Annotated in this window: 26 protein-coding genes; 23 read left to right on the top strand and 3 right to left on the bottom strand. The window is 44.5% G+C overall.

Translation table 11 applies throughout. From position 1 onward, the window contains the following. The first annotated feature begins 443 nt into the window (after window positions 1-443). The 8 genes from ACFFK0_RS08380 to ACFFK0_RS08345 all read left to right on the top strand — a co-directional run bounded on the left by ACFFK0_RS08380 (window position 444) and on the right by ACFFK0_RS08345 (window position 7,575). Entirely contained in the window at window positions 444-1,187 is a 744-nt protein-coding gene (locus tag ACFFK0_RS08380) for a hypothetical protein (RefSeq protein ID WP_377469656.1), read from the top strand. 43 nt (window positions 1,188-1,230) lie between these two features. Beyond that, a complete protein-coding gene (locus ACFFK0_RS08375) occupies window positions 1,231-2,046 on the top strand; it encodes a class B sortase (protein WP_377469655.1) in 816 nt (271 codons plus the stop codon). A gap of 256 nt (window positions 2,047-2,302) precedes the next feature. Next, on the top strand, window positions 2,303-2,836 hold the full coding sequence (locus ACFFK0_RS08370; protein ID WP_377469654.1) for a hypothetical protein: 534 nt from the start codon (window positions 2,303-2,305) through the stop codon (window positions 2,834-2,836). 14 nt (window positions 2,837-2,850) lie between these two features. Next, window positions 2,851-3,441 (top strand): hypothetical protein, encoded by a 591-nt coding sequence (locus ACFFK0_RS08365; protein ID WP_377469653.1) that lies wholly within the window; start codon window positions 2,851-2,853, stop codon window positions 3,439-3,441. A 197-nt stretch (window positions 3,442-3,638) separates the two neighbouring features. Then, window positions 3,639-5,378, top strand: coding sequence for a GLUG motif-containing protein (locus ACFFK0_RS08360; protein ID WP_377469652.1), 1,740 nt, complete (start codon window positions 3,639-3,641; stop codon window positions 5,376-5,378). Window positions 5,379-5,664: 286 nt separating this feature from the next. Further along, window positions 5,665-6,615: an amidoligase family protein gene (locus ACFFK0_RS08355; RefSeq protein ID WP_377469650.1), complete on the top strand. Its 951-nt coding sequence runs from the start codon at window positions 5,665-5,667 to the stop codon at window positions 6,613-6,615. A 48-nt stretch (window positions 6,616-6,663) separates the two neighbouring features. Then, a complete protein-coding gene (locus ACFFK0_RS08350; RefSeq protein WP_377469648.1) occupies window positions 6,664-7,206 on the top strand; it encodes a gamma-glutamylcyclotransferase family protein in 543 nt (180 codons plus the stop codon). A 99-nt stretch (window positions 7,207-7,305) separates the two neighbouring features. Further along, a complete protein-coding gene (locus ACFFK0_RS08345) occupies window positions 7,306-7,575 on the top strand; it encodes a hypothetical protein (protein ID WP_377469646.1) in 270 nt (89 codons plus the stop codon). Window positions 7,576-7,755: 180 nt separating this feature from the next. Here ACFFK0_RS08345 and ACFFK0_RS08340 read toward each other — a convergent pair whose 3' ends face one another. Genes ACFFK0_RS08340 through ACFFK0_RS08330 form a run of 3 tightly spaced genes read right to left on the bottom strand, consistent with a single transcriptional unit; the run spans window position 7,756 to window position 11,503 of the window. Continuing rightward, on the bottom strand, window positions 7,756-8,910 hold the full coding sequence (locus tag ACFFK0_RS08340) for a Ger(x)C family spore germination protein (RefSeq protein WP_377469644.1): 1,155 nt from the start codon (window positions 8,908-8,910) through the stop codon (window positions 7,756-7,758). Further along, complete coding sequence (locus ACFFK0_RS08335; protein WP_377469643.1) at window positions 8,907-10,433, bottom strand: spore germination protein; 1,527 nt, start codon at window positions 10,431-10,433, stop codon at window positions 8,907-8,909. Before ACFFK0_RS08335 ends, ACFFK0_RS08340 begins: the two co-directional genes overlap by 4 nt. Window positions 10,434-10,435: 2 nt before the next feature. Beyond that, window positions 10,436-11,503 carry an endospore germination permease gene (locus ACFFK0_RS08330; RefSeq protein ID WP_377469642.1) on the bottom strand — a complete coding sequence of 356 codons (1,068 nt, stop codon included), beginning with the start codon at window positions 11,501-11,503 and terminating at the stop codon, window positions 10,436-10,438. A 177-nt stretch (window positions 11,504-11,680) separates the two neighbouring features. Between ACFFK0_RS08330 and ACFFK0_RS08325 the strand changes: the two genes are divergently transcribed. From ACFFK0_RS08325 to ACFFK0_RS08255, 15 genes are all read left to right on the top strand, one after another. Further along, window positions 11,681-12,439, top strand: a complete 759-nt coding sequence (locus ACFFK0_RS08325; protein ID WP_377469641.1) for a hypothetical protein — start codon at window positions 11,681-11,683, stop codon at window positions 12,437-12,439. Window positions 12,440-12,569: 130 nt separating this feature from the next. After that, window positions 12,570-12,779: a DUF6199 family natural product biosynthesis protein gene (locus ACFFK0_RS08320; protein ID WP_377469640.1), complete on the top strand. Its 210-nt coding sequence runs from the start codon at window positions 12,570-12,572 to the stop codon at window positions 12,777-12,779. 119 nt (window positions 12,780-12,898) lie between these two features. Next, window positions 12,899-14,179, top strand: a complete 1,281-nt coding sequence (locus ACFFK0_RS08315) for a hypothetical protein (protein ID WP_377469639.1) — start codon at window positions 12,899-12,901, stop codon at window positions 14,177-14,179. A gap of 381 nt (window positions 14,180-14,560) precedes the next feature. Then, a complete protein-coding gene (locus ACFFK0_RS08310; protein WP_377469637.1) occupies window positions 14,561-14,887 on the top strand; it encodes a hypothetical protein in 327 nt (108 codons plus the stop codon). 619 nt (window positions 14,888-15,506) lie between these two features. Continuing rightward, window positions 15,507-16,418: a tyrosine-type recombinase/integrase gene (locus ACFFK0_RS08305; RefSeq protein WP_377469635.1), complete on the top strand. Its 912-nt coding sequence runs from the start codon at window positions 15,507-15,509 to the stop codon at window positions 16,416-16,418. Between the two features lie 39 nt (window positions 16,419-16,457). Continuing rightward, window positions 16,458-17,135, top strand: a complete 678-nt coding sequence (locus tag ACFFK0_RS08300) for a hypothetical protein (protein WP_377469634.1) — start codon at window positions 16,458-16,460, stop codon at window positions 17,133-17,135. Next, window positions 17,122-17,790: an EAL domain-containing protein gene (locus ACFFK0_RS08295; RefSeq protein ID WP_377469633.1), complete on the top strand. Its 669-nt coding sequence runs from the start codon at window positions 17,122-17,124 to the stop codon at window positions 17,788-17,790. The genes ACFFK0_RS08300 and ACFFK0_RS08295 overlap by 14 nt, the downstream gene beginning before the upstream one ends. A gap of 73 nt (window positions 17,791-17,863) precedes the next feature. Next, window positions 17,864-18,535: an EAL domain-containing protein gene (locus tag ACFFK0_RS08290; RefSeq protein WP_377469632.1), complete on the top strand. Its 672-nt coding sequence runs from the start codon at window positions 17,864-17,866 to the stop codon at window positions 18,533-18,535. A 236-nt stretch (window positions 18,536-18,771) separates the two neighbouring features. Next, window positions 18,772-19,182, top strand: coding sequence for a hypothetical protein (locus ACFFK0_RS08285; protein WP_377469631.1), 411 nt, complete (start codon window positions 18,772-18,774; stop codon window positions 19,180-19,182). 244 nt (window positions 19,183-19,426) lie between these two features. Next, the gene (locus ACFFK0_RS08280) at window positions 19,427-20,122 is read left to right on the top strand and encodes a hypothetical protein (protein WP_377469630.1); all 696 of its coding nucleotides are present in this window, start codon (window positions 19,427-19,429) and stop codon (window positions 20,120-20,122) included. A 272-nt stretch (window positions 20,123-20,394) separates the two neighbouring features. Next, entirely contained in the window at window positions 20,395-21,153 is a 759-nt protein-coding gene (locus ACFFK0_RS08275; protein ID WP_377469628.1) for a hypothetical protein, read from the top strand. Window positions 21,154-21,159: 6 nt separating this feature from the next. Further along, window positions 21,160-21,453, top strand: coding sequence for a hypothetical protein (locus tag ACFFK0_RS08270; protein WP_377469627.1), 294 nt, complete (start codon window positions 21,160-21,162; stop codon window positions 21,451-21,453). Window positions 21,454-21,554: 101 nt separating this feature from the next. Next, window positions 21,555-22,004 (top strand): hypothetical protein, encoded by a 450-nt coding sequence (locus tag ACFFK0_RS08265; RefSeq protein WP_377469625.1) that lies wholly within the window; start codon window positions 21,555-21,557, stop codon window positions 22,002-22,004. Window positions 22,005-22,102: 98 nt separating this feature from the next. Further along, window positions 22,103-22,807, top strand: coding sequence for a hypothetical protein (locus ACFFK0_RS08260; protein WP_377469623.1), 705 nt, complete (start codon window positions 22,103-22,105; stop codon window positions 22,805-22,807). Between the two features lie 74 nt (window positions 22,808-22,881). After that, complete coding sequence (locus tag ACFFK0_RS08255; RefSeq protein WP_377469621.1) at window positions 22,882-23,289, top strand: hypothetical protein; 408 nt, start codon at window positions 22,882-22,884, stop codon at window positions 23,287-23,289. Window positions 23,290-23,571: the final 282 nt, after the last annotated feature.

Here is a 23,571-nt window from a genome sequence, read left to right as displayed (position 1 = left end):
GCTCGTCATCTGGGGTAAAAATCTTTTCTATTTATGTCAATTCAATTGGACTTCCGTCTTTTCTGCCCCAAAGCAGTAGGTATTTATCAGATAAGGTTCCTTCTTTAACAGTGCTGTTCGCATCTCGCCTTTATCGGGGTGCGGACAGCACTTTTTTATGAACTTCTGGAGCAGGAACAATAAATGCTCGACCCCGATCTACTCTAACTTGAATGCACGACTGAGAAAAAGAGGTCGGCTACGTTTTATTATTCATTTCTTCTGGCGTCAAAGGGCTGTCAACTCTGGGTTTTTGGAGAGGGGGAAGTCAAATGTAAAATCCATTTCCCAGTTTTCGCCGGTTGGAATTTCTAAGTAAATGAACGAATTCTCGTTCTGGTTGTTTTCCTGTGACTTTGGTTGTTACCTAAGCAGATCAGTGTCCTCGGGGGTGAATCAGAAAAATGGCAAAGATCATCTTCAAGCAGCTTCATGAAGCAATTTATAACGTCAGAAGGAAATTGCAGTCGAATCCGCTTGTTGACGGAGAAGCGAAACGGTTAGAGGAACGTCGATACGCTGCGTTGATGGAAATTGCTGAGTATACGAGCACTCAGAATTTCCTGACTCATAAGTCAGTCAAGAACAAGATCCGTTTCTTTTTCAACAATAACTATAACTATAAGTTGACAGCGGAGCATTTTAAGTGTCCGTTGAACAACATTGAGTCTACTGTCTCCTATGCCGGAAAATGTTTGGAAAAACGTATCGGCAGGGACACAATTCGCCTGATCGAACAAGCGCAAACTCAGGATGCATTGGACGCCGCCATGTTGCAGTTCCGTATTGGAATCAATCCGACTGGCAATCAGAGCATGTTTGTTGGCGATTTGAGTAAGTGGCTCCCGAAGCCTAGCAACATGGGGTTTCGAGATTTAAGCGAATTTCGAATGGAAATGCGGTTGCTATTCTTTTTCTCTATTGCTTATTTCAAGGAGTGCTTCGCAGAAGTTGATCAGAAGCGTTTGGCTCATCTTCTCTATATTTTGCAATCTACCGATAACGCGCATGTGATGGAGCGACAGGTTTTATACCGGCTTCTTCAAGGGGAGTATCAGAATTTCGTGGAAGCTTGGGAAGCTTGGACATCTCTTGAAGAAAAGAGTCCCTTTGCAAAAGAAGAGGACACAACCGCAATCTCGCAATAGAACAGCTGAAAATTTTATCAGTTTGAAACCGGAGGTGCAGTCATTGGTTAAGCCGACGATTCGTAAATTCATTTTCTACGGTGTAATGTCAAGTTCCTTGGTTCTTCTGGGGCATTTCTCCTACGCCTTAGCATCATGGCATTCGGATGCAAAAGAAACTAACCAAATCCTTGAGGAAGTTCAGCAGAATACCGTATCGCTAATGCCGGTATCCGCACAATCGGTAAATATCGTCCCCGTTGGGGGGTTAAATGCCCAACCCTTCCTGCCGGTCAATTTCGAAAAATTGTTGAAACAAAATGAGGAAACCGTTGGATGGCTCAGAATCGGTTTAGTTGGCATTGATATGCCAATCGTGCAGACAACGGATAATGAGTTTTATCTTAACCACGATTTTGACAAGGGGCCAAGTTCTTTGGGTTGGGTATTTGCTTCCGCATCAAGTAACATGAGAAATCTCGGTACGAATACCGTTCTGTACGGCCACAACCTAAGCAACAAAAGAATGTTCGGCAGTTTGAAGGGGTTGCTGACCATTCTTGAAGAGAAGCCGGACGCTGGGATTATTCAGTTGACAACGCCTTCCCAGCAGATGGTGTTCAAAATCGTATCGATCTACGCCACGGATGAAGACGACATGCTCTACGTCGGGAACGGCACTCAGTTGCCTTGGCGAGAATCCTTCGTAAAGCACATCCGCGAGAAGAATCAAGTCAAATCTATTGACAACCATCTGATCACGCCGCTGGATCAATATCTGACGTTGTCGACCTGTTACGGGCCAGCCGGGACGACGAAACGGCTTGCCGTTCATTCTCAATTGGTGGCGGTAAAAGATTCTTCAGCCGCCGCTGTTTAAACGAACAGAAAACTTGCCGTAAATGCTAGTTCAGGTTCGGTTTCCTTCAGAAATTTTTTATCGGACGCATGTAAAAACAGAAATGATTTACTACCTGTTGGAAGTGCAAAGGGTTCCCAAACCCGCTTGTACGACCATCCCTCCTTTCTTTTCTCTTTTGTCCGTATGCGGCTCAACGTCGCATACGGAACCTTTTTAAAGATGAATTGAGATGGGAGTATCAGTCAGGCTTAAGTTGGGAAAGGAGGACGCTCTTTTGAGCGAAAATGATCAAAGCCACCAAAAGAATCGTAACCGCTGGATCGGGGTCGGGGCAATATTGATGATTGCTGTCCTATTCATACTTCTTCGCAGTTGCCAACATGACAGCGATCCAGAGGATAAGAAGAAGCCCATCCCCTTGCCCGGAGGAGGTGAAGTGCTGGACGGAGACCTGCCGCACATGTCCGATGAAGCTATCCGAGATTATTTGAAGCAAAAGCAGGACGCTTCGATGTTTACGGTGACGGTCAACTCGGAGGCATCCATTCAAAAGGGCAGTAAAACACTTCAGTTGATGGTGGCCAACCCGGAGCGAAATTCGTTGGAGTGTTATGTCGAGGTGATTCAAGAAGGTGAAACATTGTATACCTCGCCGCTTATGAAGCCCAAGCAGTACATCCGGAAGGCAGAGTTATCGAAGCCGCTGGCGGGTTACAAGAATAAGCTAATTGTCCGTTACAATATCGTCCACCAAGGCGAAATTGTCGGGGTTCAGGAAACCGAAATTATGGCAGTAACCAAATCGTGAGGAGGATACGGTCAATGAGAACAAGCTTTTCAAAGAAAGTCATTTCTGCAGCATTGTTGATGTCGCTTGTATTCGGTTCGGCAGTCGCTTCTGCTGATAAGCAGATCGATCCGGATAGCGGTTCGACTGTGGATGTCGAAGGTACGGCCAGCGCAACGACCATCGTCGTGACCATGCCGACAGTCTTGTCGTTCGCGATCAATCCGAATAATGTGAAACCCTTCACTTCCGTCCCGGCAACCGTAGTCAATAGCACCTATGCGCCGGTTGATGTGCAAATTCTCGGTATCACATCGGCTAACGGCACCGATACCAAAGTGGTTGATGCAGCTTCTCATACCGATCAAGAATGGTCGTCGTTGGGAAGAGCAGCGACCACTTCGCAAATCGCACTTGGATTAGAATCGGTTAGTGGGACGCCAGTTACAGTCTGGTCGCCCGCAGAAATCGACGGGGTAACGCCTTCTGTAGCGGCTGGTACTTTTCCTCTCCAACCCGACAGTTCGGAGGAAATTCAAGTCGTCGCTAAGCACGGTAATGCGTGGGACGTTGCAAAGACGCTGAACTACAAGCTGTATGTACGCGTAGCGTTGACAGAAGGATGATTGAAAAAAATGCAGTTAGCCGCCGTTACCGGGATATTCGGTGGGGTTTGGCGTCCAAAGGCTTATTTTTAGTTATGTTTGATGAGCCAATCTTACTTGTATCTATTAAAGATCGGTTGTTTTTCGATCAGTAGCGATTCAATGAGAGCAGGAATATGAGACCTGCTCTCTACTTTCAATACGAGGATGGTGCGATCATGAAGGCATTTTCGAAGATCATGCTGATGTCTCTATTAAGCGCTTTGTTGCTGGCAGTCCTCTCTCCCCTTTCATCCTTCGCGGCTTCGGCCACACCGCCCGGTTCCGGCACTGAAGCTGATCCCTACTTAATCAGTACGGTTTCGCATCTGGAATGGGTATCAGATGAAGTCACAAATCAAGGGAACTCATTTCAAGGCAAGTTCCTAAAGTTAGCCAATGATATTGACGTAGCTGGATGGACATCGAGCTACCCCAGTTTTATTGGCAGCACCATGTACTCTCCGTTTAACGGAACGTTCGATGGGGACGGGCATAAGCTGATAAATTTAACCAAAAATAACCTGTTTAACAACATGGCTACCGGGCTTTTTGCATACATTGGCAGCAACGGAGTCGTAAAAAATCTCGGATTAGAGAATGTAAATTTCAATACAGTGGGTGATAGAGTTGGATCAATCGCCGCATCGAACGAAGGCACAATCTTCAACGTCTACGCTACAGGTTCAATTAGAGCGACTGACGGTACACAATGGTATGGTGTTGGTGGTCTGGTCGGGAGTAATTTGGGGTCGAGTGTCACGAATATTAAGGGGACGATTAGTGCTTCGTATTCTGCAGTAAATGTCCAAGGCAATCAAAGAGTCGGTGGGTTAGTTGGGTTTAATAGTGGAATCCTTTCAAATGTGTTTGCAAAAGGAGATGTTAGCGGTGTTTATTATGTCGGCGGACTTGTCGGTCAAAGCTCTGGGCCGAGCTCCATTGTAAACTCGTATTCGACGGGGAATTTATTCGATAACTCTCCTGTCGGCAGTTGGCCAGGCGATCATTATTTTGGAGGGTTGGTTGGCGGAACTGAAGGAGGTTCGTCTCAACTCGATGCGTCTTATGCTTACTGGAACACGGATACGTCTATTGTCGTCGAAGGGGTTCAGCAAAATCCAAAGTTAGCATTTGGGAGCGGAGATTCAGCGGGCATAACGGGGAAAACAACAAGCGAGATGACCTCCCCACAGTTTGCACAATTATTAAATGCAAATAGAAAACTCTCAAGCATGGAATGGGTTTCTAATGGAGGTGTAAATGAAGGCTATCCACTCCTTATTCTTGCAAGTACGGGCGATCCAAGCGGTGATCCGGGCGGCAGTGGAGGCACGGAAGGTTCCGGTGAAGGTACTGGCGGCGGCACTGGGGATACTGGGGGTTCTGGTGGCACCGGAGGCTCTGAAGGTTCCGGGAGCGGCACAATTAGCGATGGTGTAACCCAAGATTTCGATATCGTTGGAACGGTGGACGCAACATGGATAATCGTAACTGTACCGACAGCGGTTAATTTTGCAATATTACCTGACTCTGCGGATAAATCGTTTGTCAGCGCTCCATTTCAGATTATGAACCAGTCAAACGCGCCGATTGATGTGAAGTTTCTCGGCATGCATTCGGCAGGTCAGACATCGACAAAGGTTGTAAATGCGGACAAGTATTCCGATCAAGGATGGTTAAAGCTTCCCGCGTCTAAATCATCGAGTGAAATCGCGCTTGGTATTAACATAGACGGGAAAACGATCTGGTCACCGTCAGAAACCCAATATCAAATACCGGATACTGAGGTGGGATTGATCAAGCTTGATCGACTGGGAACGAAAGAATTGAGTTTGGATGGTAAGCATGGTCGAGCGTTTAACGAATCTAAGGTAATGAGTTACCAAATGTATTTGCGTGTCGGGCTTGCAAGTTAATCCCAAGAAACGTTTATCTCTCCCCTCATCCCGAGGGTTTTTTTATTGCCCAAAAAGGTTTTCCCGTTGGGGATGACGACATTTACTTTCTGTACGCAAACATGGCGACATGTATGGGGGTGATTATGAAAATCAGGTATTGTCACTTAGCCAGTCCTCAAATCAGCATTCACACATAATTTTTCACAGAAATTTTTCATAAACCTGCGAAAAAGTCTTCACTTTTTCTGAGTGGCTGTACAACCAACGTGGGGAAATTTGCGTTGGTTGGGAGGCTTAGAAGGGGTTGGTCGAATGCAAAGAACTTAAATTTGGTATCGAAATCGAGTTTACGAGAATCAATCGAGCGGCGGCAGCGAACGTGATTGCAAGGCATTTCGGAACATCAGCTACACAGGTTGGCGGTTGGGGTTTCGACAGTTACGAGGTTAAAGATCAACAGAACCGAATCTGGAGAGTGGTGCGAGACGGCTCCGTCACACCGCATCGGCTAGAGAATAATCGAGTACAAATTGCGACAGACGATTACAAATGCGAGTTGGTTTCGCCCAGGCTAGACTATGAGGATATCCCAGCATTGCAAGATGTTGTTCGCGAACTCCGCCGCGCCGGGGCAGGAACAAACAGCAGCACGGGAATCCATGTCCATGTCGGAGCCGAACGTTTTACTCCACAAAGTCTACGAGTATTATGCAACATCGTGTATGCCAAACAACACTTACTGTACAAAGCCGTACAGTGTCGTTCGAGTCGTCAAAATCGGTTTTGTCAACCGCTCTCTAACGGGTTCATCAAACAGTTAAATAAGAAGAAGCCTACGTCTCTCGAGGGGTTTGGAACTGTATGGTATGCATCTGTCGACTCTGAATCTCCAATAGATCATCGCTATCACGATAGTCGTTACTGCATATTGAATCTCCACAATCTTCTTTCTGGAAGATTCAAAACCGTGGAGTTCCGCCTTTTCAACGGTTCCCTCCATGCTGGAGAAGTCAAAAGCTATGTTCAACTCAGTTTGCTGATCGTCGCCCAGGCATTAAGTCAACAACGGGCGACAAAACGAGTCACCGCCGCGCATAACGGAAATGACAAATATGCCTTTCGCGTTTGGCTACTGAGGATGGGCGCGATCTCCGATGAATTCAAAACCATGCGCCATCATTTACTAAAGCCCTTAGAAGGGAACTCAGCTTGGAGAGATCCATCGGTTCAGACGCTGACAGAAACAGCGGACTGAGAGTAAGTACTTGAGTGAGTATCGATTCTAATATGAAGGGTGAACGATATGCATAAGACAAAACTGTACGCCGCTTACGGAAGCAATATGAATCTGATCGGGATGTCGGTTCGTTGTCCCGAAAGTCAAGTAGTGGGTCACGGCTATATTGATGACTTTGTTTTGGAGTTCCGCTATTACGCCAACATCGAGGAATCCCCCGGACAACGTGTGCCGGTTGTACTTTGGCGAATCTCGGAAGCGGATGAAGTCCGGTTAGATCGATATGAAGGGGTACATATAGGTATTTATCGTAAAGAAATTCTGACAGCCCGGATTGAGTCGTTGTACGAAGATGATGAACAGATTGGCGAAATAAAGGAATCTGCCGAGGTTCGAGTCATGGTTTACATCATGAACCCTGACACAAGGCCGATTAAGCCGCCCTCTCTTGACTACTACAACACAATCCGCGAAGGGTATGAGCAAAACGGGATGAGTAAGCGGCCATTGGCAGTCGCGGCAATCAAAGTTGGAGCTACGTTCCCCGAACTGGATGTTGAAGCTGACGGTGAACATGAGGATTCACGTGCGCCGCGGCGGAACAAGTAAAGGGCAAGAGATCCTAAAATCAGCACATTGTATTTATGTCAATATACTTGGATTTCACGTAAGAGCGGCGCATGATTGCGTTTGTGGAGGCAAGTAATCATGCCTTTTATGAAGGTTATGACCGTTGGGGTGAAAGGAATCGGCTGTTCCGACTGGGAATTAGCCGTCTCGATCATTAATAGGTTATTTGAAGATAACGAGTATTTTATTGTCTTTCGGAAGGCTGATGGTAAAACCGTTGTTACTGACGGTAATGAAAACCGTCTGGTCACGGTGGACAAGCCGCTGTTTTCAGAAACAGTTTGGGCGCTTTACGGTGATGATGGTAAGGTTCAATATTACACGTTCATGCTTCCCGAAGAGTACTGAACAAATTGCTGTAATCCTACGGGGGTTCGGAATAATTTTTGCAGTTTGAACGTTCTTCCCCCATCTCACTTCGACCAGCGTGAGGTTAGCCGTAAAATCTGTGTAGTTGATCGAAGAGGTGCCTGGGTAATAAACGGCACCTTCTTTTCTTAGGTTCTTAGCCATCGGAAAACTCATCCATTATTGATTAAAGTTTTCGAGTTTATACCTGCCAGGGTACACTATATGTACGGTAACTTTGATATTTTTGAGCGAGTCTTTGTTCAAGACAATATGCTGTTTTCCAGATGCAATTCGTTTCCACTCATGCGGATTTTTGCGATATAGTGACTCGCCTAGATTATAGATATCGATGTTTTCGTCATACGCGGCTTGAAAGGTTTGCCTGATTTGACGCTCAATTTCTTCTTGAGCCATTCGCGTGAGCGTTTGTTCCGTAACGTCAGCATGTATCTCATTCACTCCGGCCTTCACCTTGACGGATATATCGAAATACGCCTTGTCGTATTTAACGCTTGGCTTGACGTCATATTCGGGTTTCTCTGCGACGAGAACCGCAAGAAGCTTGTTTTCGGAAAGCAAATCAACGGGCAGTCGGATTGTGTGTTTATTCAGCCACGGCAATCCTTTTGTTTCTTCGAGGCTCATGCGTGCGTAATAGCTGTCTTTGTCACATATCTGTATGCCAGAATATCTAAGCAGCTCGTGCGGTTTTTGATTTTCCTTCCATTGGCCCTTTCGAATCGATAACTCTGGGATGTAGCTCGTCTTCTCCTTTTCGTTTGAATCCATGACAAACTTTTGCAGGCGGATCGGAGCGAGGATCGAACGCTGCCGATAATTCTGCTCGGGGTTATGGAGAATCGAAGCCTTTGGAGACAATCTGTAAAAGGGTGTCGCCATTAAAATCTCATCGAGAGGGTCTCTCGTGCTGAACACCCAGGCTAAGTACCTGATCTCGCGATATCGATTAATCAGTTCCAACACATCGCCGACTTTTCGTTCCTTCAATAACCTTTCGCTGAATAGGATTGCAGAAATCTGTCCCCAGTTTAACCTCTGTTGCGATGTGCTGTAGAGGTCACTTGCTGCTTCTGTAAAAGAGATACCTTTTCCAATACCGACCCAAACCGGAGGCTGTTCCGCTTTCTGTTGTCCTTCCAATTTTGCTACTGTCGAGAAATCAAGCAGTTGGGCATAAATGGTGTATTGACCATCCGCATAGTCTACACCGACGGCAGTCGCATAGTTCATGTTTTGCAATTCATACTTGCTCCAACATCCGGTGAGAATGAAGGGAAGTAAAAGGAGAACAGTACATTTGTATACGTTCATTGCTGTCCCTCCCTTTGGCGTGTTGGATCTTGAGTATCTAACATGTCAGGCCGTGTCTTCCGCCATTTCCAAGGCAATCGGAACAAAGCATTGGCGAAATCTTTATAGGGAGGCGAAATCGGAGCCAGGTAAGGCAATCCGCATGAACGTAATGAGGCCAAATGAGTGGTCACGATAAACAAAGCTAGCAAAAAACCATATATCCCAAGGATGGCAGACAAGGCAAATATGAAGAAACGCAATATGCTGATGGTTCCGGCCAGCGACTGACTGGACAAAGTCGAACCGAATACTTGCGTAATGGCTCCCAGAACAACAATGCCGGGGGACAAAAAGCCTGCGCGGATGGCCGCATCCCCCAGAATAAGTCCTCCTACTACCGTAACCGTAGATCCTACCGCCGAAGGCAACCGAACGCCGGCTTCCCGCAATATTTCCAAAAAGATGAGCGCGAGCAACATTTCCCCTGCCACGCCAAGAGGTATGCCTAATCGGTTAATGCCGAGTGTGGCAAGAAGGTAATACGGCAGTTGATCTTGGTGAAATGCAAGTATGGCAACCCAGAAACCGGGCAGCATGAGTGAAACGGACAAGCCCAGCAGACGAAGCGATTGCCCAAACGTAGCCGACAACGCCGTAAAATGGATATCCTCGGGTGTTTTCAGGAGCAAAAATAAATTGGCCGGAGCGATCAAAGCAGCCGGAGTGCCATCCACAATCAGCGCCACACGTCCATTCAACATACAGTTGACGACAAAGTCCGGCCTTCCTGAGTAGCCCATTAAAGGAAACAAAGCTTTGGTGGGTTCCATTAATTCTTCCAGCTGAGTGGCGCTGAATGCTCCGTCAATTTGAAGACCATCCAATTTGGTCTTTATATCCTGGACAATTTGGGGGTCAACGATGTCCTGCATATACAAAATTGCAACAGTGGTTTTCGTCAGGGCACCTAAGATTTTTGTTTCGAATACCATGCTTGTTGACTTGATTCGTTTCCGAATTAACGCGACATTGACGCCAAGTTCTTCGACAAAACCGTCTTTCGGCCCGCGAATTGAATTTTCAATATTGGATTCTTCGGGCTGGCGAGCCGGTTTTTTCGATATGTCGAGGGAAAACAATGAAGTCAGTGCCGGAATATACAAAAGCAGTTTCCCCTCAAAAATGTCCGTTTCGGATTGTTGTTCCCATTCATGGTTGGAAATACGTTCAAGCTGTAATTGACATGACTCAAGTACTTCCTCGTTCTTCTGAAAGCCGTAATTTTCGTAAAAACGGGTCAAGTGAGGAAGCGCTACATCCTGAATGAGTTGCTGACTGTCGCATAACCCATCGCAAAACAGTAAAACGATCCTCGACTTTTCGTCCCCTGCTTTTAATTTGTAAGCATGATGCTTGACATCACGGCACATCTGGAACTGTTGAACAAGAGCTTGCTCATGAAGCGGTTGTGCAACCGATGCTTTTTTTTGCGGCGAGAACGATGCAACACCTGCACCTTTTTTGCTGAACAGCTTTATCATCTTCAGTTGCTCCTCCGTGTTGAAATGAGAATTCGGAAGACATATATGAGCATGACTCCGATGGTAAAGACACAAAACGATGGGAAGTAATAGCGACTGAGCAGGTCTTGGAACACCATATCGCTGACTGGCATCAAAACAGCAACCAGCATGAATAATGCACCAAGCAACATAGGCAGCCACTTATACTTTTGCAAATTCCACAATTCGCTCAGAAGGAACAGGGAGAGAGACACTCGAATATATGTACCGGACAACCACTGGTAAATCGAGAAAAAATCAACGTGCTCGACGTACTCGCCAAGTCGAACCATTCTCCATTGTTCGAAAGCGGGATATCGTTGGTGAGCCGCTTCATAAGGCCCGTACATGGCAATCGAACCCATCAAAGGGCCGATGGTTAGGCAGGATAATATCATGCAAATCAGCATTAGACTTTTAAAGCCTGCCTTCTTCGTCATCTTGTGCTGTAACAAGGTCAGTAGCGACAACTCCAGCAATCCTCCAGCGGCGTACGGAACGCCTTTCCAAAGCGGTGATGTCCCATTTTCGAGCAGCGGAAAAAGCATAGTGTACTCTTTAAACTGAAAATTCGCCGTCATGACAAGGTCGCCCAGAATAACGACAAAGGGCAGCAGAATACCGCTTAATATCGCAATGGTGCGAAGTCCTTGTGATGCCGCGAAGAAGCATCCGACAAGCGTTGCTGAAGCGAGAACAGGCATGGGAACTTGAGGCATATACGTTGCAATCGTCCATGTTAGTGTATCCTTCAAGGAAATAGTTCCCATAAGCCATACAAGCACACTGTAAAGAACAATCAAGATTGCCGAGAAGAATACTCCAAAATGATGCTTTAACCAATCTTTAATATGTATTCCATTCATGTTTTTTAGGACATAGCTCAGAACGCCCACCCATATAGGCGAAGCGGCTAAAACAAGAAGCACGACAAGCCAGGAATCTCGCCCTGACGCACCGAGCAGTAACGGTATGATGATGACGTGGTTCAGCAAACCGACTGAAAGCATAATGATCAAGTACGTCTGAAGTAGTGAAATTTTCGGCATAACCTCAATTCTCCGTTTCTTCGCACCTATCTTACCATCATTGCCTAATCCTTACTTGGCAATACACACTAATCAACTTGAGACAATATACCTATAATTCTACTTGGGATAAATATTTGAACCCAACCTTTACGGCTTCCTTTAGACAGTCTAATTTCGACTTGAAGTACCCTTAACATGGATGCGGTATCGCTGACCGTAAAGGAATTCCGTCTTTCCTCCTACGGGGTTCTTGATCGGGCAATCAGCGTTCCGCATCCTGTTCAGCTTTTCATGGGATATGGGGGTTCTGCCATGAACACATACAATTTCGATATGCTCGGCATTGACCTGACTTTTTTTTCAGTTATAAATCGGCACAGCGATATTATTGCGTATGAAGCAACCTTAACTCTTGAAGATTCAACCATCATCAAGCACTTCCCCACATCCAGACTCAACGAAGTCCAGAATCAATTGGATATGTACTACAAACACCTTGCCATTGAATCCTACTCTGGTAAGGTTCCGTTGATTCTTTGCACCAGCGAGTGGCTTCACTGGGGTTCTGCATTTGCGCCGCGGCCACTTTTCTTTGAAATTACCATCGTATATCGATCAGTTTGGTTAAGCATGTATTACTACGAACCGACCAGTCTGAACTCATTGAAGGAAATGCCGATTCGGAAAATCGGTCAAGGACTTCAAGCGTTACCTCTGCTTATTCAAACAGCGAAACCCAGGTTCATCATCTTATCGCGGCAGTTTCCCCTTCAGCGGAATCAGGCCGAGATCGTAACGGCCTTGACCAGAGTCTTGGAGTATCTCCGCGATTTGGGCGTCGAGTTCATCGCAGCCGGTGTATCGACCAGAGAGTTGATGTGGTTTCCCGATTCAGACCCCATTCATCTTTCTCAAACCAATGGTGATTTTTTGCAAATAGCTGAAGGCTCCTAATTCGACTTGTTTTAACAGTCAAGGGAAGTCGATTTTTTATTGAAGTTTCGGTCGCATAACGGGGAAGCAATTTATGTTTATGCAACTTTTTCCATCTACGAACGTATGAAGGTAAAATGCTGATTGGGGGATGAACGTTTTGGGGATTGTGGGGGTTCTTCTTTTAATATTGGGACTAATTATGTTGTTTAAACCTTCGGTAATCTGGTCAATTACGGAAAGTTGGAAATCTAACGATGCTACAGAGCCATCTGACTTATATGTATGGTCGACTCGTATTGGTGGATTGATGTTTACTCTTGCAGGATTAGGCGGAATTCTGGCGTTTTGGGTTTTGTAGCACAAGGGCATTGTATAAGAATTTGGCTGTTAAGACTCCGTCCCTGATCCAGATACGCAACTTATACTTCACTGTCTCCGTCTATTGGATTGATGATACTGCAGAGCGGAGGCTTCCTGATGGGCATAAAACGTTTTACCTTATTTTTCATCGTAATATTTCTTTTGTTCGGATGTCACGATAAGTCAGAATCAATCCTAAAGCCAGACGCTAAGATAAAACAATTTACACGATCCCTCGCAGTAAATCATGCACCTGCATATATCAAAACCGTTCCGGGTGATGAGTACGAGGGATTCGTTTATGAAGGCATGCTACACAAGGAAATGAGAGATAACGGATTTGGTTGGTCATTGCTTGATGTGTCCAAAGCATTCGGGATTGCTATTCAAGAAATTGAGAAGCCGGAACAATATAAGGATTTCGTGATACCATACGAGTTCAGAATTGGAAGCAAGGATAACGAGGTCACCTTTAGGTTGGATACGAGTCATAAAGAAAGCTTAAAGTATTTGAAATTTGCCGAGGGAGCCAACGCAATTTATCACGTTTTTCAGAACGACCATGAAGTGAAGATGGAGACACAGCCTTTCACTCATCATGGAGGCGGTATCAATATTCAGCCTTTGGAGTTATTGCAGTTGCTTCATATCGGATATATCCAGAAGGGGCAAACCATTTATGTCGGTCAAGATAAATCAACACCGATCAACGGAAAAGTGTTGTTTGACAATAAAGTCGAGATAGGCAGCGACCAAAAACTTGATGTCAGCCTTGTTTATTACTATGATCTGGGTGCAAAACCAAACTATGAGAAAGTCGAACTGATTATTGATGGAGAGCCAGTCATCCTCTTTGATCAAGACCATAAAGGAAGTTCCAACTACTATCAGAACGGTTTTGTTGAAGCCATTACTTTTAGAGGAAACCAGCTTCTGAAAATAAATTTGGATGAAGATGCTATCATTCTAAAGAGAACAAGCAATCGTTGGGAACGTGTTTTTTCACCGGAAAAATATAATTCTATCCTGCATGGCACTCTGTCGCTTCAGATTGCTTCTGATGGATCAGGAAAGTTTATCGATAGCGAGCATCGTCTGACACATGAAGTAAGTACCACAGGCGGTATTCCTAATACCGTGTATCCAATTGACTTGATCTCTTTCGGACATTTCGAATTAGATGAAGCACAGAAGGAACTAGCAATTACGGCGGAGTTAAGTGCAAGGAATGAAGGCCGGAGTATTTTTAACATGAAAGTCCGATTCCTTTTCGACGGAACAACGTTTATCCCGAACAGAATGGCTTCTTGGGATGATGGTAAATTCGGGGCGGATAAAAGCTCCGGTAAAGAGATACAATCCTTGGACGATTACATGCAGTTTTCGTATTCGCTGTAAATGATTTCAGAAAATTGACAGTTTAGGACTCCCTCTCTGAGCTTTTATTTTCCGTAATTTGTTAACTCATAAAAATCCGCTCTACGAGGCTCACAAATCGATTTTCTTGTACTCGTCCTTCTGTGATCGGGGTTTGATCGCTTACAAGCCGTTTCACGGCTAAATTGGGGTATTCGCCCTTAATGGTATGCTGTTGCCTGTTATTTGGACGCATAAATCGTCTGCCGGTCAGGTGTCCAAAAACTTCCCCATCTCGGGGATTAAAGGAAGTAGAGCCATGTTATTATACAGAGCCAGCCGGGGATTAAGCTAACGGGGATATGTTAAACAATGGATATGATGGTCATGGTAAAATGATAGTAATTTGAATGGGGGGATACGATGCCAATTTTTTCTGTAATAGCATTTTCTTCCTTGGTTTTATCAATTGTGTCATTAATTTTCGCAATAAAAGGGAAACATCAACTTTACTGGATTTCAGCCATCGGAATTTATATCTTTAGTTTTTTAGCGGGATTTTCGATAGGGCAACTAACAGTTGGTTTAACTTTTATTCCGTTAACTTTGGCAATCGGCTATTCATTGGGATGGATAAAAAACAAAGGACACAGCATTTTTTCTTTTTGCTTAGGAACTTTAATTGGAACCTTAATGGTGGTTTATGTAGGTAACATGCTATTCTATCCGCTGTTTCCATTTTTGAACTAACGGATACGATAGTTTAATTTTTCAACGGTGATCCACCTCAGATCGAGGTAGCTCTCTACGTTGTGAGCATGGCTCTATTTCGTTAACAATGTGGATCTTACTTATTAACCAAGCGGCTCTGTCGCACTAATTTATTCATACTATTCAGAAAAAGGCAGCAAGGACTCGCCCTACGAGTTCTGTGTGCTGTCTTTCTTTTTGTAACTCGAAAAAATAATGCTCCGGGAATCGCATGTTCGGCTTCTTTTCGGCAGTACATCTCCGAGACCAATTACTATTGTTATGGATGCGGTATCGCTAACCAGATGTGTACTCCCATCCCTCCTACGTGGGTTCTCGTTCTTAGCGATCCGCATCCGTACCGACAGTCATGACACAGTCATCAAAAGTCGGCTCAAAAGAACAGGTTTCCTTCTTTGCTCGGTCAGGGGGTTCTATTCTGATCGACATGAGGCTCACTATGCCCAGAATCCCCTTTCTTCTAACTCGTCGCACAATAGTCATTATATGACGAGTTTGGTCTTCGGGCTGGTGGTTAGTGGCTCTTGATCGATCTTATCTCGTCGTACAATGCACGTTTACAACTCGTCGTATAACGATTGACAAGGGGGTGCTAATCTTGAGAATCGATGCGGTCGCCGCGCTGTGCCTAAAGCGTTTGGAAGCCGATGGGAAATCGGCAAATACGCTTAGAGGCTATGAAATGTGCTTCAGGCGGTTTCTGAATTGGTTGGCGGGTTCATGGGGTGAGGTTACGGAGATCGAGGACGTGACGCAGACTGTTGTCCGGGACTTCAAGGCGTTTCTTCAATCAAGAATAGATGTTCGGACACAGCGGCAGTTTGCCCCGGCGACGATAAACCAAAATTTGATTGCCTTAAGGACGTTGTTGGTATTTGCCAAGACCCTCGGGGTACAGTTCCGCTCCGACCCGATCAGCGCGATCAAGCTGATCCCGGTCGCCAAACAGAACGAGACCAGATGGCTCAATCAAGATGAAGTCGCAAAAATCTTCCATGCCATTGAGTTATTAAAGCGCACCAGCGACAAAAGAAAGGCGCTCTATAAAGCGGTCGTTTCCGTCTTAGTCAACTGCGGTTTGCGTGTCGATGAAGCCGCCAATCTAATGTTGACCGATGTGATCTTACAATCCGGCCTGATTGTTGTCAGAAGCGGAAAAGGCGGAAAGTATCGGCATGTTCCGTTCAAGCAAAAGACGAAGAACACCCTCGAGCGTTGGTTATTTTATCATGATCGGAAATCGCCATACCTGTTCTATTCGCAGCGAAGTGACCGTATGACAACTCGTGCAATTCAGCACATGATCGAGAAGTTGTCGGAGTTAACGAAGATCGATTTCACGGTACATCAGCTCCGCCACACGTATGCTAAGGGGGTTGCCCGAGAAAGCGGCCAGATCGAAACAGTCGCATCTCTGCTTGGCCATGCCAATATTCAAACGACCAGGCGGTACATCGAGCCTTCAATGCAGGAGATGGGTTCGGTCATTGAACGGGTGGAATTTGAATGAATTTTGTTACTCAAATCAAAAGGAACGGAGTGGTATTCAATGAACGTTATCGGCGGAAAGTTTATTCCTGTGGTGGACGAGCAATTCAAAATTGTTGCTTATGAGGCTGGAATTGAGCTAATGGAGTTGGAAAAGGAAGAGGCCGATTTCAGTCTCGACGGCATCGACTTGAGCAAGCTTTTCGCTAACCCGGACTATTTCATTCAAAAACTTGCTCTCGAGAACTACCGAGGATCGGTTCCGTTAATTCTTAAAGCCGACTGTGCTGATCCACTTCCCGATTCGTTTCCAAGACCCGAAGGGGTTCAAATCGTTCTTCTGTTGAAAGAATGGATGGATATAAAATATCTTGATCGCGTTTTCGAACTCTACGCTGGCGAGGGGATTTCGTATGCTTTGGCGGAAAACGTGCAAGGGGTAATGCCTTGGCCTTTTCACTTTAATGCTCACCCGGAGTTTATTAAGATATCGCCGGATCGACGTTTTCCTCGCAATCAAATGCTTATTGACTATGCGGGAGATAAGTGGGCATTGAACAACTTGTTCGAGTGCTTTTATAAGCCGATCAAAGACATGGGTATCCGTATCATCGCTTGCGATATCCTTTCCGAAGAGGACTTTGAGCTTATGAAGCCGGTTGCCGACGCGTTCATGGGGACTTGGATTTCGGAGCAGGTGGCGTCTCGAAAAATCGAGGTTCACAATGGAGCCGAATAAACCCGTCTCCACATTACAGTTGCATCCGGTGTACCAACCAATTGTCGACCGCCAGCTATCGGTCGTCGGATATGAGTCCTTTATCCGAGGTACAGATGCGAATCAAGTTTTAACCGACTTCCTCTCTCCTTCCTTACAGCGGCTGGATCGGATCGTTTCGCTGGACTCGTTATGCAAGCAGCTGGCGCTGGAAAAGTATACGGGTTCTGCCCCCCTATTTCTAAATTCACATCCGTACTCTTGCGATCCGTTCCCGCAGCCGCTCTCGCTTCCGAAACGGCATGGTTTGGTCATAGAACTCACCGAGCATGCGCTGGTGAAGGAAGAACAACTGTTGTTGAAAAATGTCGAATGGTTGTCGGCCAGAGGGGTTAGCTTTGCCATAGACGATTTCGGTTATGGCTTTCTTTCTTTGCCGTTCATCATGCGGCTCCAGCCGCAATATATCAAGCTGGCCAAGGAAGTCGTCCAATCCTGCTCGGATGAGCGATCTCAGGACGTATTGAAAAGGATTTTACAGCCGTTCCGTGACATGGGTATCCAGATCATTGCCGAAGGTATCGAGTCGGAAGCACAATTTGAGAGTTTGCTTTTGGTTGTTGATGCTTTCCAGGGGTTTTGGATTTCTAGACCCAAAATTCTGCTTGGAGCATAAAGAAGCGCGGCGCGTTTAATGGATCATGCGCCGCGCATTACAAGTTGTGGATTTTAAGTGAGGGGTTCCGACAATGCACATAACTGAAAAGCAAAAATGGAGCGAGTTTGGTGTTCAAGTTGAGTTTGCGCCGGTTGTTAATCGGGATTTTCAGCCTATCGCTTATGAAGCTATTATGCAGTTCGATGCTTCCTATCAGGAGCGGTTTTCGTACCTTGCTTCAGATCGGCATAATGTTCAGACCAATCTGGATTTTTACTATACAAAGTTGTCCGTCGAGACTTACAAGGGAACGGTTCCGCTGATCCTTAATACGCAGTTGGGGGTTACTGCTCCGATTCCAAAATCGCAGTCATGGGCAAATGGAGGTATCATCTTTGCAATCAAGCAAGCTGAGTTATTTCCTGATGAAACGGCAATGCAGCAGATAAATCAGTCATCAGGATACGGGGTTGAGTTTGTAATTGAAAATTTTTTTCAATGCTATTTTTATTTGCCGTTCTTAATCAACTTACGGCCAAGTTTTATTAAGTTGGCTTGGGATGTTATTCAGTCCTGCGCAGACGATGACACAATGAATGGTTTAGTCAATCTGTTGAAGCCGCTTAAAGAGTCAGGAACTTTGGTTATTGTTGACGGTATCGAGAATCGAGATCGGTTTGAGCGCGTAGAATTGGTTGCCGATGCCTTTCAGGGGTTCTGGTTTTCTCAGAATGGGCGGCAACAATCTATGCACAAAGCATAAAAGTAACATTCCGTTGAAGGTGCCGATAAAACGGCACTCTTTATTTGGCGAGACGTTTTTGTGCTGTTGCTTGTTTTACTGGAAAAAAGTTTTTTTCGTACACCGGATACTCATTTCTCTACAGGCAGTATGCAACGGAGCTTAAATACAGCTTGTATGGATGCGGTATTGTCTCCGGGGTACATATTTTTCTAACCATACTGCTTCCAAAATGAAGATGTTGAGGAGGAGTTTTTGTGAACGTTCCGTCCCCTGAAATTAACAAGTATGTGGAGATGGCAGGATTGAGTCCGCTTGAACTTGCAAAGCTTAGGGCTGTGACGGCTGTTTACGCGCGTATGCTCATTATGTTTTATGAATATTCCCTTGAGAAGTATCTCATGACGAAGGAATGTCGCACAATCGAGGATTGTTCCTCGGCAATTGAGGAGTTCAGTAATTCAAGAGAGATCGAGGATCGAATCTTCACTGAAGTTCAGTCCAGGTTATTTAATTTTATTGAATTAGAGAGGGTATGTGGTAACGTCGGCCAAGCAACATCTATTCAAGAGGTTCAAGCCTTTATGAAGAAATTTGAAGCAAATGAGCATCGCCTGAGAAGAAGAGTAAAAGTGTGGCTCGACAGGAGTTTATATAGAACCAAGTAAGTGAAACGCGACGAATGTTCACAAATCGGCAGTACAGACCCTCACTACTCGAGTTCTGGTACTGCTGCTTCTTTTTTACTGGCAAAAAAGTTATCCCGTATACCGCATACTCATTTCTCTACAGGCAGTATGCAACGGAGCTTAAATACAGCTTGTATGGATGCGGTATTGCTGTTCTGATCCCCCAGTGGGTACATTCAGTTGGCTAACCAAGTCCCATTTCAATTCAAGGAGGAGTTTTTCAATGAATGATCGGCCTTCCAGAGAAGCGGAAACAGTAGGAGTATACCTTCCGATTGTCGACCACGAGTTCAACATTATCGCGTATGAAGCAGCGGTAAAGCATGTTGAGACTGGCGCAGAACATGGAGATTTCGATTTGAGCGGCTTTCAAGACAACGAGGTAACGGATATCTGGGACTATTACTACCAGTACCAGGCCATCTCAAGCTACAAAGGGACTGTTCCCCTGCTCATTCGTGCCGATGGTCGAGAAGCTTGCCCTGAGATTCTACCCTCTGCGACCGAGAATAATGCAAATATCATTTTTCTCTTAAAGAAGAGAAACATCGATTACGACTATTTAGACCTTCTTCAACTCAATCCGTCGTTCGCTTTGGAAGAGAATAGCGAAGGAGTCCTTGCTTGGCCTTTCTCGAGCAATTGGACGATTCCTGCATTCATCAAGACCTTTCCTTCGTTTATTAAGCTTAGGAGCGGGGATGGAGACCGCCCATTTATTCGTACTGAATGTATTGAGGGTGGCGACGAAAGTTTTGTCGACCTGATCTTATCTCCCTTTAAGAAGCTAGGTGTCAAGTTCATTGTATCCGGGGTTAACTGCAAAAAAGATTTCGATTTAATGAAGTACGCCGGGGACGGCTTTATGGGTTCGTGGATCACCGAGCAAGTGAACGGTAACAAATATGAAATTCAATAAGTAAAGCCAGTTACTCAGGGGTTCGCTCTCTTTGCAGGGAAGCGAATCCTTTTTTATGCGATATATATCTTCGGGAAAAATAGTTCAGCTTGAGCCTTTTGGCCTAGTAGGGTATCATTAAAGGATAATGTTACCAAGTACAGCAGGAGGCTCTATGAACTTTTCATATGATAGAGAAGCTGAACTGAGGGAGAAGTTCAATCAATTTATCGCAAACAAAGTCACAGGGGTAAACGAGGATTACTCGAATAATGGAACGCAGGAGAGTTTATATGGATATTTGGAGTGCAGATAACAAAATTTATTTTCGAGAGGACGGTATGAAAAGCCTTGGTTATACCGACTTCGATGAGGGACTCTTTGAAAAAATTAAAGCAGTGAATTGGTCAGTAGCAAAAGGGAGATACCTCTATTCTTCGACACTGAAAAGATCACTCCATCAAGTTGTTATGGCTCATTGGTATGGAGAAGATGCATTTGCTGAGTCTAGAAAAAGGGGATTCATTGTTGAGCACCATAATAATGAGGGGTTTGACTGCCAAATTAGTAATCTTAGTTTCGCTCCTGATCGTATTAACAAGTCTAAAGCGTTCACTTACGATCAAGATCGGTTAGACGTTATGTCAAAGATGGCAGTTAACTTTTATAAAGACTTTAAGTCGCAAAGGTACCAAATAACAATTGGGTTTAATAAGTCACACTACCTTGTTATTCCAAAGCAGAACAAAGCTATCAATGTCACTGCAATTTATCTGCTTTATAATGATGACTTTTACCGAACCTTGACCGATGCCACTACACTTATTCATGAGATGAGAATGTATGGGCAAGTGAAGTTATCGAATCTGCGGTATGAAAAAATGCAATATGAAGAAGCAATCCTTGTTGAATTAGAGCCAGGAAAAGAGGACGCACTATTCTTTGAACATGAAGGCAAATTTGTCATAAGATTGGGAACAGAGCATGCTATTATCAATGCAATATCTCCTAATCAGAACCTTTACAGCAATGATGACGAGAAAGAGAGTTGAAAATGAATGTCTGCCGAGAATGTAATGCACTATTTACCCGAAGAAGTTCCCGATCATCTATTCACACAGAGCCGCTTAAGCCGGATGGGACTTGCTCCAACAGCAGAGCATGTCGCCTATGTTATCTATCCTGAGCAACGGCAGCAGTTCAAACTGTTTGATATCGTGGCGACTAGAAAGCGGAAACAGCAGAAAGGAATGTCAGGTATGATCAAAGATTTAACAGTAGATGAGGTATTGGCGGAACGCAGACGCGAAATGGAAGTCAGGAAAAGTCAGTTGGGTTCTAGACAGAGTTGACCATATTTATTCCGATATTTTTTTGCAGCCAACAAGCCATCTCTCCTTGCAGGGATATCGGTGTTCTGTCCATTCTCGTTGGAAATTAGGAGAATCGCAAAATGAACGAGAATTTCAAAGAGGTATACAAACAACTTCTAACGAGTCAAGACAAGTATGTATATTTTTTATTAGCCGCTACCTTAGCTTCTATTGCCTTCGCCATAAAGGAATCACAGTCGTTAAAACTCGATCTCAGTCAAATTCCATTAGCGTTGGGTGTTGTTAGTTGGGGCTTAAGCTTTTTTCTAGGTTGCCGAAATCGGGAGTACTACAATTCAACTTTATTTGCTAATGGAGAGCTTTTGCGCATTCAATTAGGACTATCCCCGCACCCTGATTACGGCAATCATCCGGACTACATACAAGCTGCTTCCGAAGGAATCAAAAGCGCCATAGAGAAAAACTCTAAAAAAGTAATGATGTTTGGACGTTATCAAACAAGGACATTTATCTTAGGCGCTCTATTCTACATAATTTGGCATGTGTACGAGATGTATTTGCGAACCTGAACCAGCTTTCCCGATTCTGTACAGTAGTTACCTCCGGTTGAGCCATTCAACCCAATGAGGTAAAATTAGAAGAAAATGTGTGCAGCGGGGTATTAATAATGGCGAGAAAAAGATTTTCAAAAGAAGATATCGAAAGACTCTTTCGAGGGGTATTACATGAGAAGAAGAATATTTCTCAAGCAGCCGAAGAACTTGGTATGACAAGAGAGTCGGCTCAAGCTACTTTAAAGGGGAGAATGTATGTACGCCTTAGGCCTGATTTAACTCCTGAAGAAGAGTTAAAATTGAAAGATTTAAGAATAACTAACTATGAAGTAAGAGGGAATCTAACCGAAGAACAAGTCAGAGCAATTTATAAAGAACATGTTCATACTGATATGACTCCGCGGCAATTAGCAGAAAAATATGGTGTCAAAGTGCGTGTAATAAAAGCAATAGTAGAAGGTCAAAATTACTACCACATTTTTAATTCTCTTCCAATTGAAGAGAGGATTCAGATTGTTGGAGCAAATAATCGAAAAAAGGATGTCCGATCTTCGGTAACAAGCAAGAAATTAAATAATGCTGAGAGAGACTATAAAATATTGATTAGTATTCTATCCTCACCACAAAAGTCTTATAGACAAATTGCAGAAGAAGCAGATGTCGACCCTTCTTATATTAGCCTGTTATTAAAACGAAAACGAGGAAAGTTAGCTTGGGACATGCTAACTCTAAAAGAGAAGGAGCTTATTACCAAAATCAGCATTAATTCTAAATTCAGAGAAAGTGCCGTAAAAGAATACCTTGAGGTTGTTAAATAGAAAGCTTCTTCGAAGTTTAGAAGTTTCGAGGTTTGAGTTTTCCAACAATTAACCATATTCCTTGAGGAACAATTATGGATGGCGAGAAGACAAGAACATTCTATCGGGGAACTCATGATTTAAAGGTCACTATTCACACGCCAGTAGAATATGGTAAGGGTTACTATACTGAGGAGATAGCCGAGATGTTGGGCGTCATTAACACCACAAATAGTAAACCTAACAAACGGCTTATCGATGCCATCGTAAAGTTTTATTCTGATCGTTGTAAGCCCACTGGTGGAAAGTCAACTATGTCTGAACGTGAATCAAATGGAGGATATGGTGCTTCATTCTACACTAAACCACGTTTTGACGATGCAGTAGTTGAGTTCATTCGGGGGCGCATCGAGTCAAAATGTAGAGAGTATGACCATATCGGAGTGTTCGAGCTTTGCGGCGTTAAGTTCAGACTTCAAAACCCAAACGATTGGGATATCTAAGAAGGAACGGATATTGGGATAGTGCCTTGGAACGAGCTCATTCGTTTTTATAGTTCAAAATTTTCGATAACATACAAAAACTCAGTATTAACACAAGAAGTAGGAATATGACATCGGCAACCAAAGAATAATACTCATCATGCGTTCAAGTCCGAGAACACAAAGTCAACAAAAGTCCAATCGCAAGCAAAACGGAGCCAACTGGCTCTTTTTCTGTCTATATGTCCTCCAGACCTCACCGCCCGCTCTGACCTCTCTTCCCACTCTTCCCACTTCCTCAAA

It is taken from the genome of Paenibacillus chartarius, from assembly GCF_042432825.1.
In the GTDB taxonomy this organism is placed as follows: domain Bacteria; phylum Bacillota; class Bacilli; order Paenibacillales; family NBRC-103111; genus Gordoniibacillus; species Gordoniibacillus chartarius.
This window is presented reverse-complemented; position numbering and strand designations above follow the sequence as displayed.

Coding starts and splice junctions, on each gene's coding strand:
- ACFFK0_RS08380 (WP_377469656.1), top strand. CDS start 444: ATGGCAAAGATCATCTTCAAGCAGCTTCATGAAGCAATTTATAACGTC.
- ACFFK0_RS08365 (WP_377469653.1), top strand. CDS start 2,851: ATGAGAACAAGCTTTTCAAAGAAAGTCATTTCTGCAGCATTGTTGATG.
- ACFFK0_RS08360 (WP_377469652.1), top strand. CDS start 3,639: ATGAAGGCATTTTCGAAGATCATGCTGATGTCTCTATTAAGCGCTTTG.
- ACFFK0_RS08350 (WP_377469648.1), top strand. CDS start 6,664: ATGCATAAGACAAAACTGTACGCCGCTTACGGAAGCAATATGAATCTG.
- ACFFK0_RS08345 (WP_377469646.1), top strand. CDS start 7,306: ATGCCTTTTATGAAGGTTATGACCGTTGGGGTGAAAGGAATCGGCTGT.
- ACFFK0_RS08340 (WP_377469644.1), bottom strand. CDS start 8,910: ATGAACGTATACAAATGTACTGTTCTCCTTTTACTTCCCTTCATTCTC.
- ACFFK0_RS08335 (WP_377469643.1), bottom strand. CDS start 10,433: ATGATAAAGCTGTTCAGCAAAAAAGGTGCAGGTGTTGCATCGTTCTCG.
- ACFFK0_RS08330 (WP_377469642.1), bottom strand. CDS start 11,503: ATGCCGAAAATTTCACTACTTCAGACGTACTTGATCATTATGCTTTCA.
- ACFFK0_RS08325 (WP_377469641.1), top strand. CDS start 11,681: ATGGATGCGGTATCGCTGACCGTAAAGGAATTCCGTCTTTCCTCCTAC.
- ACFFK0_RS08320 (WP_377469640.1), top strand. CDS start 12,570: ATGAACGTTTTGGGGATTGTGGGGGTTCTTCTTTTAATATTGGGACTA.
- ACFFK0_RS08315 (WP_377469639.1), top strand. CDS start 12,899: ATGGGCATAAAACGTTTTACCTTATTTTTCATCGTAATATTTCTTTTG.
- ACFFK0_RS08310 (WP_377469637.1), top strand. CDS start 14,561: ATGCCAATTTTTTCTGTAATAGCATTTTCTTCCTTGGTTTTATCAATT.
- ACFFK0_RS08300 (WP_377469634.1), top strand. CDS start 16,458: ATGAACGTTATCGGCGGAAAGTTTATTCCTGTGGTGGACGAGCAATTC.
- ACFFK0_RS08295 (WP_377469633.1), top strand. CDS start 17,122: ATGGAGCCGAATAAACCCGTCTCCACATTACAGTTGCATCCGGTGTAC.
- ACFFK0_RS08290 (WP_377469632.1), top strand. CDS start 17,864: ATGCACATAACTGAAAAGCAAAAATGGAGCGAGTTTGGTGTTCAAGTT.
- ACFFK0_RS08280 (WP_377469630.1), top strand. CDS start 19,427: ATGAATGATCGGCCTTCCAGAGAAGCGGAAACAGTAGGAGTATACCTT.
- ACFFK0_RS08275 (WP_377469628.1), top strand. CDS start 20,395: ATGGATATTTGGAGTGCAGATAACAAAATTTATTTTCGAGAGGACGGT.
- ACFFK0_RS08270 (WP_377469627.1), top strand. CDS start 21,160: ATGTCTGCCGAGAATGTAATGCACTATTTACCCGAAGAAGTTCCCGAT.
- ACFFK0_RS08265 (WP_377469625.1), top strand. CDS start 21,555: ATGAACGAGAATTTCAAAGAGGTATACAAACAACTTCTAACGAGTCAA.
- ACFFK0_RS08260 (WP_377469623.1), top strand. CDS start 22,103: ATGGCGAGAAAAAGATTTTCAAAAGAAGATATCGAAAGACTCTTTCGA.
- ACFFK0_RS08255 (WP_377469621.1), top strand. CDS start 22,882: ATGGATGGCGAGAAGACAAGAACATTCTATCGGGGAACTCATGATTTA.